Here is a 15898-nt window from a genome sequence, read left to right as displayed (position 1 = left end):
ATGCCACAACGAACTCGGCCGGGTTTCCGGCCCCGTGCGGACGAGTTCGGGCTCCAACTCATCTGTCACACTGCACACGGTAGCCGGAGTCGTCGCGCGGCCCGGGGTCAGCTCCCTCACGCCGCCGGAAGCGGCGAATAGAGCAAACCACTGGTTATCGTCGGTGCTTCCCAGTCCCGCTACAGTCGATAACCATGGGCACCGATACGGCTACGGGTACTGAAGCAGCAGATTCCGTGAGATCGGACTCCGCGCAGTCGGAGGCCGGCACATCGAGCACCGGGACATCGAAGAACGGGAAGTCGACCGCCGACCATCTGCGGGCCGCGCTCGACGGCCCGTGGCGCGAGGTCCGTGAACAGGCGCGAAGGCAGCTGGTCGACGACCGGTTGTTCGGTGATCCCTACCTCGACTACCGCCAGGCTCGCGCGCGAGTACTGGACCAGATGCGCCTCATCGCCGAATTCGGTTATGCGGAAAAAGGTTTCAGTCTGGAGCACGGTGGCACCGGCGATCCCGGCGGGGCCGTCACCGGCCTGGAGATGCTCGCCTACACCGATCTGTCGCTGTGGGTGAAGGCCGGCGTGCAGTGGGGTCTGTTCGGCGGCGCGGTGGAAAACCTCGGCACCGACCGCCACACCGACATCGTCAAACGGCTGCTGTCGCTGGATCTGCTCGGCTGTTTCGCGATGACCGAATCCGGGCACGGCAGCGACGTGGCGAATCTGGAGACCACCGCCACCTACGACCCGGCGACCGGTGAGTTCGTGGTGCACAGCCCGACCGCCTCCGCCCGCAAGGACTACATCGGCGGCGCCGCCGAACACGCCCGGATGGCGGCCGTCTTCGCCCAGCTGATCACCGGCGGCGAGAGCAAGGGCGTGCACTGCTTCCTCGTCCCGATCCGCGACGAGGAGGGCAACGACCTGCCGGGGGTGACCACCTCGGACTGCGGTCTCAAGGGCGGTCTGCCCGGCGTCGACAACGGTCGCATCGAATTCGACCACGTCCGGATCCCGCGGGAGAACCTGCTCAACCGCTACGCCGACGTCGAACCCGACGGGACCTACCGCTCCGATATCGAGAACCCGAGCCGCCGGTTCTTCACCACGCTGGGCACACTGGTGCGCGGACGGATCAGTGTCGGCGGCGCGGCCGCCGCGGGTGCGCGGGTGGCGTTGAGTATCGCGCTGCGCTACGGCGACAAGCGCCGCCAGTTCTCCGACCCGGACGACGGCAGCGAAACCCTGCTGCTGGACTATCGCAGCCATCAGCGCCGGCTGTTCCCGCATGTCGCGCGCGCGTTCGCGCTGGCGTTCGCCCAGAACGATCTGGTGCGGCGCATGCACCTGGTGCAGACCGGGCAGAATCTGGACCCGGAGGCGCAGCGCGCGCTGGAGAAGCGGGCCGCCGGCCTGAAGGTCGCCCAGACCCGCCACGCCACCCGATCCATCCAGGAAAGTCGCGAATGCTGCGGCGGCGCAGGCTATCTCACCGAGAACCGGCTGGTCACCCTGAAGGCCGACACCGACGTGTTCACCACCTTCGAAGGTGACAACGTGGTGCTGACCCAGCTGGTGGCCAAGGAGCTGCTCACCGCCTACTCCGACGAGGTGCGCGATCTCGACGCGCTCGGCTGGGTGAAATTCGCGGCCACCATGGCCCGCGACGTGGTGCGTGAGACCTCGGGTGTGCGCCAGCTCATCCAGCGCCTGCGCGACCGCTCCGACGACGGCGTCGACGAGGGCGATCTGTCCCGGCGTTCGGTGCAGCTGCAGCTGTTCGCCGACCGCGAGGACTATCTGACCCGCACCGCCGCGCACCGGCTGCGCGCGCGGGCCGAGGAGACCGGGCCGTTCGAGGCGTTCAACAACGCACAGGACCACATCCTCGCCGCCGGTGAGGCGCATATCGACCGGCTGGTGCTGGAGGCGTTCATCGAGGGCATCGCCGATATCGAGGATCCCGACGCGCGAGCGCTGGCCGACACCGTCTGCGATCTGTTCGTGTACTCCACCATCGAACAGAATCAGGCCTGGTACATCATGCACCGCTTCATGTCGGTGGATCGGGCCAAGTCGGTGCGCCGCGGTGTCAACGAACTAGTGGACCGGTTGCGGCCGGAGTCGGCCACACTCGTCGAAGCGCTCGGCGTGCCCGAGGCCATGCTGCGCGCGGCGATGCTCGACGACGCGAGCGTGCATCAGGGCGCGTGAACCCACGCTCGATATCGGCGGGCCGGCGACGGTGGGGCGGTAGCCGGACGCGGCTATGGTCGACAGGTGCCCGCTCCACCGCCGGTCGCTCGAAATCGAGCGCATGTCGTTGCCGCCGCCGTCACCCTGATCGGCCTGCTGATCACCGTGACTGTTCCGCTGAGCTTCCCCGCCGGCGGGGGGCCGACGGCGTTCGATCGCGCGATCGGCGATCGCGTGCACGAGGGGTTGGACGCGCATCGTGGCGTCTACGACGCGCTGGTGGTGCCGAGCGACGCCTATATCGTGTTGCCGCTGTTGCTGATCGGTGTGCTCTACTGTGCCCGCCGGCGCGACCGGTGGGGTGCCGGATTTCTGGTGCTCGTCCCGGAGCTGGTGGTCGCGATCAACACCTGGGCTTTGAAACCGCTGTGGGACAGGCATTTACAGCACTATCTCGCCTACCCGAGTGGGCACACGGTCCAATTCGTCGCCATCGCAACGGGTTTGCTGCTCGTCGCCGCCACCGTGCGCTTGCGCCTCGTCCTCGGCATGGTCGCCGCACTCGCGCTGGCGGCCGTGGCGGTGGGCATGGTGGGTCTCGGCTATCACTATCCGACCGATGTCGTCGGCGGCACCGCGTTCGCCGTCGCGGCGGTGACCGCCTGCTGGGCGGTGACGACGGCACTGCGCATGCGGTTCGAGACCCGGCCGCTTCGGGCGGAGGCCGCCGGCGCCGGCGCACAGGCGGAGTCGGGCGAGGATGCCGCAGGGGACAGCGATCGTACGGCGGGCACGCCCGCGGCCTGAGGGATGCCCGCGGCGGGCGCCGCCGGTCCGGCTCAGCCGGGGCCGAAGTTCAGGACCAGCGAGATCACGAACCATACCACCCAGGCGGCGCCGACGAGCATGCCGATCGCGAGCAGGATGCGCAGCACCGCCCGGCCGGGATCGATGCGGTCCGCCTCCTTCGGATACAGGTTCCACGGGCTGTACCAGGGCATCGTGATCGCGACGGGGCGCCCGTAGGACTGATCGGCGTGGGCCTGTTCCTCCAGAAACGCTTCCGCCTGCGCCTGTTGCGGGCCGCCGTACCACAGCGTGGTGTCCACCGGTCCGCCGAAACCCTCGGCGACGAGATCCTGCGGGGCGGGCAGATACGGCAGGATGCCCAATCCGCGGAAGGTCAGCGCGACCTCGTTGACCGTCCACTGCGCCCGGCCCTGCGAGGTGAGCGCGGTCAGGCAATCGGCCAGCCGCCGGGGATCGTCGCCGAGCACCACCTGGAAGCCGGGATCGTTCCACAACTGGCGGATCGTCGGCTGGGCCCCGTGTGGCGGCACCACCACGACCACGCCCTGCACCACGCGCTGGCCCAGGCCGCGTTCGGCCAGCCAGTTCTGCAGGGCGTGGGTGTGCTCGCGGGAGCGGTCCAGCGGTGTGCCGCGATCGCCGCCCTCGAAACTCACCACGTGCCCGCCGACCCGCCACGGCCCGTTCAACGGGACCTCGAGGTCGCCGCTCACCCGCTCGACCAAGGCCTCGGCCTCGATCACCACGCAGGTGGTCGGCGTCCAGATCACCGCATCGAACTGATGCAGCCGGTCGGCGTAGAACAGACTGCAGTTGACCGTTGCCACACCCTGCGGGTCACCCGGCCCCTTCCAGGTACGCAACCAGTCGATGAGGACCCGCTCGGCCAGGGTCCCGGCCGCGTTCTGCACTCGCACGAGCATTGGCGACCGCCCTTCCGTCGACACTCGATACCGGAAAGCATAAGGGGCACTACGGGTCCGGGGGAGACTTCGACGCGCCGGTGTCGGCATATCGCGTGCCTTCGCCGCCCGTCGGGGCAGTGGCGAAGGCGCCCGGTATGCAGACCGTCAGTGCTGGGCGGGCGCGGGATCGATCGGCGCGATGGGCAGCCGCAGCGCTCCGGGCGCGGTATCGGGCACGGTGGCGTAGTGGGGGGCGACCGGGTCGATGCGGCGGTAGCCCGCGCCCAGTTCCGGCCGCGGATCGGGTTCACCCTTGTTGGGCCAGAACGCCATCGCGCGTTCGGCCTGCGCGGTGATCGTCAGCGACGGGTTCACCCCGAGGTTCGCGGTGACCGCGGATCCGTCGGCGATATGCAGTCCGGGATGGCCGAATACGCGCTGATACGGGTCCACCACACCGCTTTCGGGTCCTTCGCCGATCACGCAGCCGCCGATGTAGTGCGCGGTGGCGGGGATGTTGAACACGTCCATGACCAGGCCGTGCACGTCGCCGTCAACCTTCTCCCCGAACCGGCGGCCGACCTCGTGGGCCAGCGGAATCCAGGTCGGATTCGGTTGTCCGGTGCCCTGTCTGGTCTTCAGTTGCCCCCAGCGGCGGAACGAGGTCAGCGAATTGTCCAGCGACTGCATCACCAGCAGGATCACCGACTTCTCCGAGGCGTGACGGGCGTTGAGGCTGCGCGCGAACACCAGCGGGTGCAGCACGATGGCCAGCAGGAAGCGCAGGAACCGGAACGCGCCGCCGTCGACGATCGGCACCGACATCGGGAACAGCGCGTTCTGCCCCTTGCCGTAGTGGCAGACCTCGACGTGAGTGTCGGGTTCGGGATGGATCGAGGACGTGATGGCGATGCCCTCGGCGAAATCGCTGCGCTGCCGGCTGACCACATTGAGAATGGCCTCGGAGTTGCTGCGGGTCAGCTCGCCCAGCCGGGGCGACAGGTTCGGCAGCACCTTGTCGTCGCGCATCTTGTGCAACAGCTTCTGGGTGCCCAGCGCCGCGGCGGCGAAGACGACCTGTTCGGCGGTGAAAGTCTTGCGGCCCTTGCGAACCCAGCGATCCGAGCGCTGCGTCTCGATGGCGTAGCCGCCGCCCACCATCGGACGCACGCGCGTCGCCGTGGTCAGTTCGAACACCTTCGCACCGGCCTGTTCGGCGAGGTACAGGTAGTTGGTGGGGGTGGTGTTCTTGGCGTTGTGCGGGCAGCCGGTGAAGCAGCGCGCGCAGTGGATGCAGCCGCTGCGGCGCGGGCCGGCGCCGCCGAAGTAGGGGTCGTCGACCTCGACGCCGGGCTGCTCCTCGTTGAAGAACACGCCGACGTTGGTGGGGTGATAGGTATCACCCACGCCGAGATCGTCTGCGATGGAACGGATCACCTCGTCGGCGGGCGTGACGCGCGGATTGGGCGCCACGCCCAGCATCCGCTTGGCCTGGTCGTAGTAGGGGGACAGTTCACTGCGCCAGTCGGCGATATGGGCCCACTGCTTGTCGGTGTAGAAGTTCGGCAGCGGTTCGTAGAGGGTGTTGCCGTAGATCAGCGAGCCACCGCCCACACCGGCGGCGGAGAACACCGCGCACTTGCCGAGCACGCTGATCCGCTGCGGCCCGGTCAGGCCCAGGCGCGGCGCCCAGATCGACTTGCGCACATTCCAATTCGAATTCGGAATGGCCTCCGCGGGCCAGCGCCGGCCGGATTCCAGAACGGCCACCCGATAGCCCTTCTCGGTGAGGCGCAGCGCACTGACGCTGCCACCGAAGCCGGAGCCGATCACCACCACGTCGTAGTCGAAGTCGGGCATGTCTTCCTCTCGTCACCGCGTTCACAATGAAACGGTTTACGACTCATTGTGTCACTCGCTAGTGTGCCATCCGGGCGGATGCGACCGGTAAACCTATCGTGCCGCCGTACCCGTCGCGGCGTGCCCGAATGGCGCGGCGGGATCGGTTCGGGTAAGCAACAGGCGTGAGCAACCGACCGGCCGGCGGGTCCGGCCCCGACCATCAGGCCTCCGAGCCCCCGGAGCCCGCGCGCGAATCCGCGGACGCTGTGGTAGGCACGGAGACCGACCGCATTCTCACCGTGCCGAACGTGCTGAGTGTGCTGCGGCTGATCGGCGTGCCGGTCTTCCTCTGGCTGCTGCTGGTCCTGCATGCCGACGGCTGGGCGTTCGCGCTGTTGGTCGCCAGTGGCGTCACCGACTACCTCGACGGAAAGCTGGCGCGGCTGCTCGATCAGTACTCGCGGCTGGGCGCGCTGCTGGACCCGTTGGTGGATCGGTTGTATCTCATCGCCACCGTGCTCGGCCTGCTGGTGCGCGGAATCCTGCCGTGGCCGTTCGTTGTCGTATTGATCGGCCGCGACCTGATCCTGAGCGCGACGCTGCCGATCTATCGCCGCCGCAACCTCGATCCGCCGGAGGTCATCTACCTCGGCAAGGCGGCCACCTTCGCGCTGATGTCGGCGCTGCCGTGGCTGCTGGCCGGCCAGATGGATTGGGCGGCGGCCGGTTTCGGCCGGGCCTTCGGCTGGGCGCTGCTGTGGTGGGGTACGGCGGTCTACGTGTGGACGGGTCTGCTGTATCTGCGCAAGGCCTTCGCCGTCGCCCGGACCATACCTGTTGCGCCGCGAGCAACTTCGTAGCGGGTGTGGCGATCCGACGTGTCGGCACGGGTCGATAGAGTTGTGCCGAACGCCGGTCGGCCGACATCCGTGAAAGGACGCCCCGTGAGAGGAATCAGCCTGTGACCAACCTTCCCGAGGACCTTCGCTACACCGAGGAACACGAGTGGGTGCAGCGGATCGCGCCGAACCGCGTGCGGGTCGGTATCACCGATTTCGCGCAGTCGCAGCTCGGTGATGTGGTGTTCGTGCAGCTGCCGGCAGTCGACACCGTGGTGTCGGCCGGCGAGGCGATCGCCGAGGTCGAATCGACCAAGAGCGTCTCGGAGATCTACGCTCCGCTGAACGCGAAAGTCGTTGCGGCGAACGAAGATCTCGACTCCGAGCCGGAATCGCTGAACACCGATCCCTACGGCGACGGATGGATGTTCGAGCTGCAGATCGACGACGCCGAGGCACTCGATACCGCCCTCGGTGCATTGCTCGATGCCGCAGGTTACCAAGGAGTTATCGAGGGCTGAGTCAGCCTTCCCAGTTCTACCTGCACGGGTGCGGCCCAGCAGGGTACGGTCAATGCCAACAGATGTGCCGGCGGCCGGTGCCGGGAACTCTGCCGGAACTTGCCGGTGACACCTGACAGCGCGACAGCCGGTCGCGATGGGTGGCGACGGTGAGGGCAGTGCGCTCGGAATCGGCGCCGGATACCGGTACGGAAAATCGGTTCGAGGAGGAGAGCAAGGGTGAGCGAGAACAAAGACCCGGGATACGGGGAGAGCGCGGCCGAAACGACTTCGGTGTTCCGCGCTGACTTCCTCAACGAGGTCGACGCGTCGCGCTCCGGTGAGCAGACCGGCGAGCAGCCGGTGCAAGGGGTCGAGGGGCTGCCCGCGGGTGCTGCCCTGCTGGTGGTCAAGCGCGGTCCCAACGCGGGGTCGCGGTTCCTGTTGGATCAGCCCACCACGTCGGCGGGCCGTCACCCCGACAGCGACATCTTTCTCGACGATGTCACCGTGTCCCGTCGACACGCGGAGTTCCGGCAGGACGAGGACACCTTCCAGGTCGTCGACGTGGGCAGCCTGAACGGCACCTACGTCAACCGGGAGCCGGTGGATTCCTCGGAGCTGCAGAATGGTGACGAGGTGCAGATCGGCAAGTTCCGGCTGGTCTTCCTGACCGGACCGCGACCGCAGGTCAACGAGCCGAGCGCATAACGGCCGAGGCGGATTCCACTGATGACTGGCGCAGCGCAATGGACACGCGGAGGAATGTCGATCGGCTCCGTGCTGGACCTGCTGCGTCCGGATTTTCCGGACATCACCATTTCCAAGATCCGCTTCCTCGAATCGGAGGGGCTGATCCGCCCGGAGCGCACGCCTTCGGGATATCGCAGATTCTCGGTCGCCGATGTCGAGCGGCTGAAATTCGTGCTGACCGCGCAGCGGGATCAGTATCTGCCGCTGAAGGTGATCAAGGAGCAGCTCGAAGCGATCGACCGCGGCGCGGCGACCCTGGGTGTGCGCGAGGCGCGGGCCCGGGCCGACGGCGCCGGTGTGGACGGCTCGGGGCGTGCGCCCGAGTCCACCCGCACGGTGGGCGCCCCCGCGGCGCCCCGGCGGCTGGGTGTGGTGCCCGGCGAGGTGTCGCCGGACGAATTGCGTCTCGATCACGAAATGCGCGTCACGCGTGCCGATCTGCTGGAGCAGGCCGGGATAGATGAGAAATTTCTCACCGAACTGATACGTGCCGGGCTCATCACGCCCGGCGCTGCCGGATTCTTCGACGCCGAGGCCGTCACCTTGGCTCGCACCGCCCAGGCGATGAGCGAATTCGGTTTGGAGGCACGGCATCTGCGGGCGTTCAAGCTGGCAGCGGACCGGGAGGCGGCCATGATCGCCCAGATCGCCGCGCCGATAGCCAAGAGCCGCGACGCCGATGCCCGGGCCCGCGCCGAGGAGACCGTACGCGAGTTGGCGGCGTTGTCGCTGACGCTGCATACCAGCTTGGTGAAGACGTCGGTGCGGGCTTCCCTCGGCGGCTGAATTCTTCGCCTAGACTCGGTGATACGGCCTGCCCAGCTGGGCTCGTGCGGGCGGCCGGCGAGTATGGGAGGCCAGTGCGATGAGTGAAATGCGTGTGATCGGCATCCGGGTCGAGCAGCCCCAGAACCAGCCCGTGTTGCTGCTGCGTGAAGAGTCGGGCGACCGTTATCTGCCCATTTGGATCGGTCAGGCCGAGGCGACCGCCATCGTGCTCGAGCAGGAGGGGGTGACCCCGATCCGGCCCCTGACCCACGACCTGATCAAGATCCTGATCCACGACCTCGGCCACACCTTGAAAGAGGTGCGAATCGTGGATTTGCAGGAGGGAACCTTCTACGCCGACCTCGTCTTCGACAACGACGTGCGGATCTCCGCACGTCCGTCGGATTCGATAGCTATCGCCTTGCGGGTCGGTTGCCCGATCTACGCGGAGGAACCGGTCCTCGAGGAAGCCGGGCTGGTGATGCCCGACGAACGCGAGGACGAGGTGGAGAAGTTCAAGGAGTTCCTGGAGTCGGTGTCACCGGACGATTTCAAGGCCACCGACAGCTGAGCTGACTTCGAAGGCACGACAGCTGAGCTGTCTTGGAAGACACCGACAGCTGAGCTTCTCGCCCGGGTTACCGGCGACCGCGTATGGCGGTCAGGTGATCTCGACTGTGCTCTATACCTCACGTAGAGGGTGAGAAACACGCCGCACGCGGAGTTTGGCTCCATGCCCGTGCTGCCGAGACAATCGACAGAGTAGCCTCGACAGTTAGGCCGTTGTTCTTCTTCGGCGATGCAGTGAGGGAGTAGCAGTGGGAGACCGACCGCAGCAACCAGCACCCGACCCGCGGCCCACCGCGGTCGTGCAGCCAGGGCTGTTCCCTGACGACACGGTGCCCGACGAGCTGGTCGGTTACCGCGTTCCCAGCGCCTGCCAGGTGGCCGGTATCACCTACCGGCAGCTCGACTACTGGGCCCGCACCGGGCTCGTCGTCCCCTCGATTCGCAGCGCCACCGGTTCCGGCAGTCAGCGCCTGTACTCCTTCAAGGACATCCTGGTTCTCAAGATCGTCAAGCGGCTGCTCGACGCCGGGATCTCACTGCAGAACATCCGCATCGCCGTCGATCATCTGCGCAGCCGCGGGGTCGAGGATCTGGCCGGGATCACGCTGTTCTCCGACGGCACCACCGTCTACGAATGTTCCTCGCCGGAAGAGGTCGTCGATTTACTGCAGGGCGGTCAGGGCGTCTTCGGTATCGCCGTCAGCGGGGCCATGCGCGAGCTGACCGGCGCGATCGCCAACTTCCCGGCCGAACGCGCCGAGACCCACGAGGCGAGCGACCGGCCCGAGGACGAATTGGCCTACCGGCGCAAGGCGCGCGAGAACCGCAAGACCGGATAGTCGTCGCTCGCCGAATGTGATGCAGCCGACTGCGTGCCGAGCTGGGTCGGAAACATGGCGTTTACCGCGCACCGCTTAGACTGAGGGTGCGTCGCCGCCGTGCGGGAGAGTTCCGGGTTTCGTCCCGGACGCCGAAGGAGCAGCACCTCCCCGTCAATCTCTCAGGCATCAGGGACCGTACGGAGTTCGACGCCTCTGGAAAGCGGCGGCCGCACACAATGCGGGCCGCCCGCCCATGGGGAAAGGGATCGCGCGCGACCCCGAATCTCTCAGGCGCCACGACAGAGGGGGAGGGCCGACAGTCGTCGACGGTGGCACCCGGGGTGCCGGTCGACCCGCCCGAGCCTTGGAGCTGCCGTGACCCGTAGTTTCGCCGACCGCCACATCGGACCCGACACCACCGAACTGGATCGGCTCCTCGATACCGTCGGCGTCGGGTCGATGGACGAACTCGCCGCACGTGCCGTGCCCGCGAGCATTCTGGACGCCGCCGGCGAGACCGGACTGGACGCGCTGCCGGCCGCGGTCTCCGAACACGACGCTCTCACCGAACTTGCGGCGCTGGCGCATTCGAACACCGTCGCCACGTCGATGATCGGCCTCGGTTACTACGACACCCTGACCCCGCCGGTGCTGGTCCGCAACCTGCTGGAAAACCCCGCCTGGTACACCGCGTACACGCCGTATCAGCCCGAGATCAGCCAGGGCCGGCTCGAAGCGCTGCTGAACTTCCAGACCATGGTCTCCGATCTGACCGCGATGGAGGTGGCCAACGCCTCCATGCTGGACGAGGCCACCGCCGCCGCCGAGGCGATGACGCTGCTGCAGCGCGCCAACCGCAAGAGCACCTCCCAGCGCCTGCTCATCGATGCCGACCTGTTCCCGCAGACCCGAACCGTGCTGACCACCCGGGCCGAACCGCTCGGCATCACGCTGGTCGAGGCGGATCTGAGTTCCGGCGAACTGCCCGAGGGCGACTTCTTCGGCGTGGTCCTGCAGACGCCGGGCGCCTCCGGCCGGATCGCGGACCCGACCGCGGTGATCGCCGCAGCGCACGCGCGGGGTGCGCTGGTCGCGGTCGGCGCCGATCTGCTGGCGCTGACGCTCATCGCCCCGCCCGGGGAGCAGGGCGCCGACGTATGCTTCGGCACCACCCAGCGGTTCGGTGTCCCGCTCGGCTTCGGCGGTCCGCACGCCGGATATCTCGCGGTGCGCACCGCACACGCGCGGCAACTGCCCGGCCGGCTGGTCGGCGTTTCGGTCGACGCCGACGGGGACCGCGCCTACCGGCTCGCGCTGCAGACCCGCGAACAGCACATCCGTCGCGAGAAGGCGACCTCGAACATCTGCACCGCGCAGGTGCTGCTCGCGATCGTGGCCGCGATGTATGCCTCCTACCACGGCGCCGACGGGCTGCGCGCGATCGCGCGGCGGGTGCACGGTCACGCCGAGCGGCTCGCCACCGGGCTCGGCGACGCGGTCGTGCACGAACGCTTCTTCGACACCGTCCTGGTGTCGGTGCCCGGTGGCGCCGAGGCCGTGGTCGCCAAGGCGAAGGGGCGCGGTATCAACCTGCGTCTCGTCGACGCCGACCATGTGGCGGTGGCCTGTGACGAGGCGACCACCGAGGCCCAAGTGGCGATCGTGCTGGAATGTTTCGGCGCCGACGGGGTGCCGGAGACGGCCACGCTGCCCTCGATCGAAACCCGGACCTCGGCCTATCTGACGCATCCGGCGTTCACCCGTTATCACACCGAAACCGCGATGCTGCGGTATCTGCGGCAGCTGTCGGACAAGGATATCGCCTTGGACCGCAGCATGATTCCGCTCGGTTCGTGCACCATGAAGCTCAACGCCACCGCCGAGATGGAGCCCATCACCTGGCCCGGTTTCGCGCGCCTGCACCCGTACGCGCCGCTGGAGGACGCGCCCGGCATGCTGCGGGTGATCGAGGATCTCGAGCACTGGCTGGCCGCGGTCACCGGGTACGACCGGGTGAGCCTGCAGCCCAATGCCGGTAGTCAGGGCGAGTACGCGGGATTGCTCGCGATCCGCCGCTATCACCTCGACCGCGGCGACACCCACCGCGACACCTGCCTGATTCCCTCCAGTGCGCACGGCACCAACGCCGCGTCGGCGGCGATGGCCGGGCTGCGGGTGGAGGTCGTGAAATGCCGGGACAACGGCGACGTCGATCTGGACGATCTGCGCGCCAAGATCGCCGATCACGCCGATCGGCTGGCCTGCATCATGATCACCTATCCGTCCACCCACGGCGTGTACGAACACGAGGTGGCCGAGTTGTGCGCGCTTGTGCACGATGCGGGCGGACAGGTGTACGTCGACGGCGCGAATCTGAATGCTCTTGTGGGACTTGCCCGCCCGGGGCGCTTCGGCGGCGACGTCTCGCACCTGAACCTGCACAAGACCTTCTGTATCCCGCACGGCGGCGGAGGTCCCGGCGTGGGCCCGGTCGCGGTGCGCGAACATCTGGCGCCCTACCTCCCGGGCGATCCGCTGCAGCCGGATTCGCACGCGGTGTCCGCGGCGCGGTACGGTTCGGCCTCGATCCTGCCGATCACCTGGGCCTATATCCGGATGATGGGCGCCGACGGCCTGCGCCGGGCCACGCTGACCGCGATCGCCTCGGCCAATTACCTTGCGCGGCGGCTGGATTCGCATTTCCCGGTGCTCTACACCGGGGAGAACGGCATGGTCGCCCACGAGTGCATCCTGGATCTGCGCGAGATCACCAAGCGCACCGGCGTGACCGTCGACGATGTGGCAAAACGCCTGGCCGACTACGGATTCCACGCCCCGACCATGAGTTTCCCGGTCGCCGGGACGCTGATGGTCGAGCCCACCGAAAGTGAGAACCTCGAAGAGCTCGACGCCTTCGCCGACGCGATGATCGCGATCAAGGGTGAGATCGACGAGGTTGCCGCCGGCACCTGGCCGGTCGAGCAGAGCCCGCTGCGCGGCGCCCCGCATACCGCCGCTTCGCTCGTCGGCGAGTGGAACTATCCCTACAGCCGGGAGACCGCCGTCTACCCGCTGGGTGTGCACTCCGGCCGGGCCAAGGTGTGGCCCGCGGTCCGGCGCATCGACGGAGCCTTCGGGGACCGCAATCTGGTGTGCTCGTGCCCGCCGCTCGAGGCCTACACCGACTGAGTTCTCGGCCGAGCGCAGGCGCTCACGCTTCGGCGGCGACCGCCTGCGCGTAGGCCTCGGCGAGGCGTTCGGTGGCAGTCGGCTTGCCGGTATCCGGGCGCGCGATGCCGAGGTGGCGTTCGCGCAGCTCGTCCATGAATTCCGCCCACAGTTGCGGGCCGCCGGCCTCGAGCAGTTCCGCGCGGACGCGCAATCCGGGGGTTGTCGGACGGTGTCGCAGGCCCCAGGAGGAGAGGGCGGCCAAGACCGGAACCAGCTGGATCGCGGGTTCGGTGAGGCTGTAGGTGGCGCGCTGTCCGCGGCGGACCTCGTCGCGGGTCAGCAGTCCGGCGTCGACGAGGGTTTTGAGCCGGTCGGCGAGGATATTGGAGGCGATGCCCTCCTCCGACCGGGACTGCAGCTGCCGGAAATGACGGCGGTCGCCGAACATGATGTCGCGCAGCACCAGCATCGTCCACCGATCGCCGACCACCTCGACGGCGGCGTTGATCGGACAGCCCGACCGCTGTTCCGAAAGCTGTTCCTCGGACACCACGCCTCCTTCGCCAACTGCTTGCATCTTACTAGCACTAGCGGCTGTGACGGTGCCCGAGATCCGCTGGCTGGTGAAGCCGGCGGCGAACGGCCCTACGGCGTGGTCAGCGCGTGGTTGACCGCGGTGCCGAAGGTCATGTCGTCGGAGGTGCTGACCTTGGTGTAGGTGCCGCCGGTCTTCTGAGCCAGATTCTGCAGGGTCTGCGCGCCCTGGCCGCCCACGACGATCACATCCACCCGTACCGGATGCGCGGCATCGGCGACGCCGGTGATATCGGTGATCAGCTGATCCCCGGTCACCGAGGAATTGTCGTTGGGGCCGCCGGTGATGAGCAGCACCGAATTCGTCTTACCCGGGGAATAGTTCTTCACCGCGCTGCGGTAGGCGGCCTCGAGCGACGGGTAAGTGCGGTCGGTGCTCGAACCGGCCAGCGTGACGTTGCCCAGGGCCGTGGACAATTCGGAGCGGTGTTGCGGTGTGAGCGCCTGGGTGGGCGCGACCATTCGATAGGGATTGCCGTCGGTCAATTGATTGGCGTAGATCCAGGCGCCGGCACCGAAATCCGGCGGCATCGTGTCGAGGGTCGACTGGACCGCGGCGAGAGCGTTGTTCAACCGCGACATCGAACCGTCGCTGGGTGCCATCGACGCCGAGGTGTCGATGAGAATGGTGGCCTGCACGCCCAGGACCGGATGGGCGAGCACCGACTGCACCCGATCGAGGACCGACTTCGCCGGCACCGCGGTGGGTGTGGCGGCCGCGGCGCCGAATCCGTTGTCGGTGAACAGCTTCTGTTGTTCGGGAGCGCGCAGGAAGTCGGCGAACATGCCGGCCGCCAGGTTCTGGGTCTTGTCGACCCAGCTTCCGGTGAGCATCGCGGCGGGATGATCGGCGACCGGCGCGGCACCGGTCGGATGGAACAGCGCGACGCTCGGCCGGGTTTTGGCTTGCTGCTCGGTAACTGCTACCGCGTGGATCGGGGAGTTGGGGCCTTGCGCGGAATCGGCGACCGCCGCCAGCGCGGAGGCGGTATCCCCGGATTCCGGTGCGTCGGCGGCCAATCCGGAGATGGCGGCGATGACCTGACCGGACGCGGCGGATTCATCGGTCAGCGGATCGGAGCCGGAGACGGCCGACCCGACCGCGACCGCGGCGGCCAGCGAATCGTCACCCGGTGGCATCGCCACCCGCAGCGGACCCCAGCTGCCGAGGCCGATATCGCCGAGCGACCCGCGCTGCAGGCGCGCCAGATCCGACCAGCTGAGGTTGGCCTTCTCCATCGCTTGCGCCAGGGGGCCGGGGGCGGCCACCGCGATCGGGCTGACGGCGATCGAGGCGGGCGTGCCCTGCACCAGTCCCGGAACCCGCATCTGCTCGACCGCCCGCGAAGAACTCGGAATCCAGAGACCGGGTTGTGGGCCGAGCTTGGCGTCCCAGTTCGGGGCGGTGAGCCCGGTCACCATCGCGGCGGTGGTCCGTTCGGTGACGGAGACCTTCGCGCAGTGATCGCGGACCTGGGGGTGGGTGGCGTTGTAGCGGTCGGCGGCGGCGCGCACGGGAGCGGCGATATCGGGATCGACGGTGACCGCGAGCGTCACCGGGCCCTCGATGCACTGGCCGGCGGCGCTGCGGTTCTCCGATGCCGAACGATTGCTGAGCCAGAACCAACCGGCGACCGCCACGATCAGCAGCAGGGCCGCCACCACGGTGATAACCAAACCTTTGCTGACGCCCCGTGTTCCGTCCGCGCTGCGATGTGTGCCCACGATTTTCCAGTGTATGGTCACGCGAAAACCGGCGCTCGACCAGGATCGGTCGAGCGCCGGGCTCGGATCGTGCGAGTGACGCGGACCACTCGCACGTGTCGTTCTCAGTCGCGGATCAGCTTGCCGCGGTCGAATTCGTGACCGCCCCACACACCGGACTGGCCGGTGCCGGCCGCGAACTCCGCGCACTGCCGGCGAATGGGGCAGCCGGCGCAGATTCCGCGCGCGTAGTCGAAGTCCTGCGACGGGTACGGGAACCAGGCATCGTGGTTCGGGTCACCCTTGCATGCGGCCTGGTCCCAGCTCTGTGTATCCGAGACCGGGAGCAGATCCACCAGGGTGAGTGCCGGAGTCGTAGTTGTCATATCGGATCCCTCCTTCCTCGGGATATGCGGGTGTTCA

At 67.9% G+C, this 15898-nt stretch carries 14 protein-coding genes and 1 riboswitch; of the genes, 9 read left to right on the top strand and 5 right to left on the bottom strand.

The features are described from left to right. Window positions 1-194 precede the first annotated feature (194 nt). Entirely contained in the window at window positions 195-2216 is a 2022-nt protein-coding gene (locus ACPCUW_RS15850) for an acyl-CoA dehydrogenase (RefSeq protein WP_423425588.1), read from the top strand. A 66-nt stretch (window positions 2217-2282) separates the two neighbouring features. Further along, the gene (locus ACPCUW_RS15845) at window positions 2283-3005 is read left to right on the top strand and encodes a phosphatase PAP2 family protein (RefSeq protein WP_423425587.1); all 723 of its coding nucleotides are present in this window, start codon (window positions 2283-2285) and stop codon (window positions 3003-3005) included. A gap of 32 nt (window positions 3006-3037) precedes the next feature. Here ACPCUW_RS15845 and ACPCUW_RS15840 read toward each other — a convergent pair whose 3' ends face one another. Together ACPCUW_RS15840 and ACPCUW_RS15835 are read right to left on the bottom strand one after the other, a co-directional pair. Then, a complete protein-coding gene (locus ACPCUW_RS15840) occupies window positions 3038-3931 on the bottom strand; it encodes a nuclease-related domain-containing protein (RefSeq protein ID WP_030517729.1) in 894 nt (297 codons plus the stop codon). A 147-nt stretch (window positions 3932-4078) separates the two neighbouring features. Beyond that, a complete protein-coding gene (locus tag ACPCUW_RS15835; RefSeq protein ID WP_423425586.1) occupies window positions 4079-5773 on the bottom strand; it encodes a GMC oxidoreductase in 1695 nt (564 codons plus the stop codon). Window positions 5774-6021: 248 nt separating this feature from the next. Between ACPCUW_RS15835 and ACPCUW_RS15830 the strand changes: the two genes are divergently transcribed. From ACPCUW_RS15830 to gcvP, 7 genes are all read left to right on the top strand, one after another. Then, window positions 6022-6615: a CDP-alcohol phosphatidyltransferase family protein gene (locus ACPCUW_RS15830; RefSeq protein ID WP_423425661.1), complete on the top strand. Its 594-nt coding sequence runs from the start codon at window positions 6022-6024 to the stop codon at window positions 6613-6615. 101 nt (window positions 6616-6716) lie between these two features. Continuing rightward, window positions 6717-7115, top strand: coding sequence for a glycine cleavage system protein GcvH (gene gcvH / locus ACPCUW_RS15825; protein WP_063013135.1), 399 nt, complete (start codon window positions 6717-6719; stop codon window positions 7113-7115). A gap of 219 nt (window positions 7116-7334) precedes the next feature. Then, on the top strand, window positions 7335-7805 hold the full coding sequence (odhI, locus tag ACPCUW_RS15820; RefSeq protein ID WP_036500944.1) for an oxoglutarate dehydrogenase inhibitor Odhl: 471 nt from the start codon (window positions 7335-7337) through the stop codon (window positions 7803-7805). 54 nt (window positions 7806-7859) lie between these two features. Then, the gene (locus ACPCUW_RS15815; protein ID WP_104363541.1) at window positions 7860-8633 is read left to right on the top strand and encodes a MerR family transcriptional regulator; all 774 of its coding nucleotides are present in this window, start codon (window positions 7860-7862) and stop codon (window positions 8631-8633) included. Between the two features lie 79 nt (window positions 8634-8712). Beyond that, entirely contained in the window at window positions 8713-9186 is a 474-nt protein-coding gene (locus ACPCUW_RS15810; RefSeq protein ID WP_030517724.1) for a bifunctional nuclease family protein, read from the top strand. A gap of 247 nt (window positions 9187-9433) precedes the next feature. Continuing rightward, a complete protein-coding gene (locus tag ACPCUW_RS15805) occupies window positions 9434-10024 on the top strand; it encodes a MerR family transcriptional regulator (RefSeq protein WP_051024556.1) in 591 nt (196 codons plus the stop codon). Between the two features lie 92 nt (window positions 10025-10116). Continuing rightward, window positions 10117-10212, top strand: a riboswitch (glycine riboswitch). Window positions 10213-10381: 169 nt separating this feature from the next. Continuing rightward, window positions 10382-13195, top strand: coding sequence for an aminomethyl-transferring glycine dehydrogenase (gene gcvP / locus ACPCUW_RS15800; protein WP_423425583.1), 2814 nt, complete (start codon window positions 10382-10384; stop codon window positions 13193-13195). A 22-nt stretch (window positions 13196-13217) separates the two neighbouring features. Here gcvP and ACPCUW_RS15795 read toward each other — a convergent pair whose 3' ends face one another. The 3 genes from ACPCUW_RS15795 to ACPCUW_RS15785 all read right to left on the bottom strand — a co-directional run bounded on the left by ACPCUW_RS15795 (window position 13218) and on the right by ACPCUW_RS15785 (window position 15861). Further along, complete coding sequence (locus ACPCUW_RS15795) at window positions 13218-13727, bottom strand: winged helix-turn-helix transcriptional regulator (RefSeq protein ID WP_227463143.1); 510 nt, start codon at window positions 13725-13727, stop codon at window positions 13218-13220. 95 nt (window positions 13728-13822) lie between these two features. Further along, on the bottom strand, window positions 13823-15496 hold the full coding sequence (locus tag ACPCUW_RS15790; protein WP_423425582.1) for a substrate-binding domain-containing protein: 1674 nt from the start codon (window positions 15494-15496) through the stop codon (window positions 13823-13825). A gap of 104 nt (window positions 15497-15600) precedes the next feature. Next, window positions 15601-15861 carry a WhiB family transcriptional regulator gene (locus ACPCUW_RS15785; protein WP_030517719.1) on the bottom strand — a complete coding sequence of 87 codons (261 nt, stop codon included), beginning with the start codon at window positions 15859-15861 and terminating at the stop codon, window positions 15601-15603. Window positions 15862-15898 lie beyond the last annotated feature (37 nt).

The sequence above is a fragment of the Nocardia sp. AB354 genome (assembly GCF_049538315.1).
GTDB classification, from domain to species: Bacteria; Actinomycetota; Actinomycetes; order Mycobacteriales; family Mycobacteriaceae; genus Nocardia; species Nocardia nova.
Note: the sequence above shows the minus strand (reverse complement) of the source record. Positions and strands in the feature narration are given on the sequence as shown.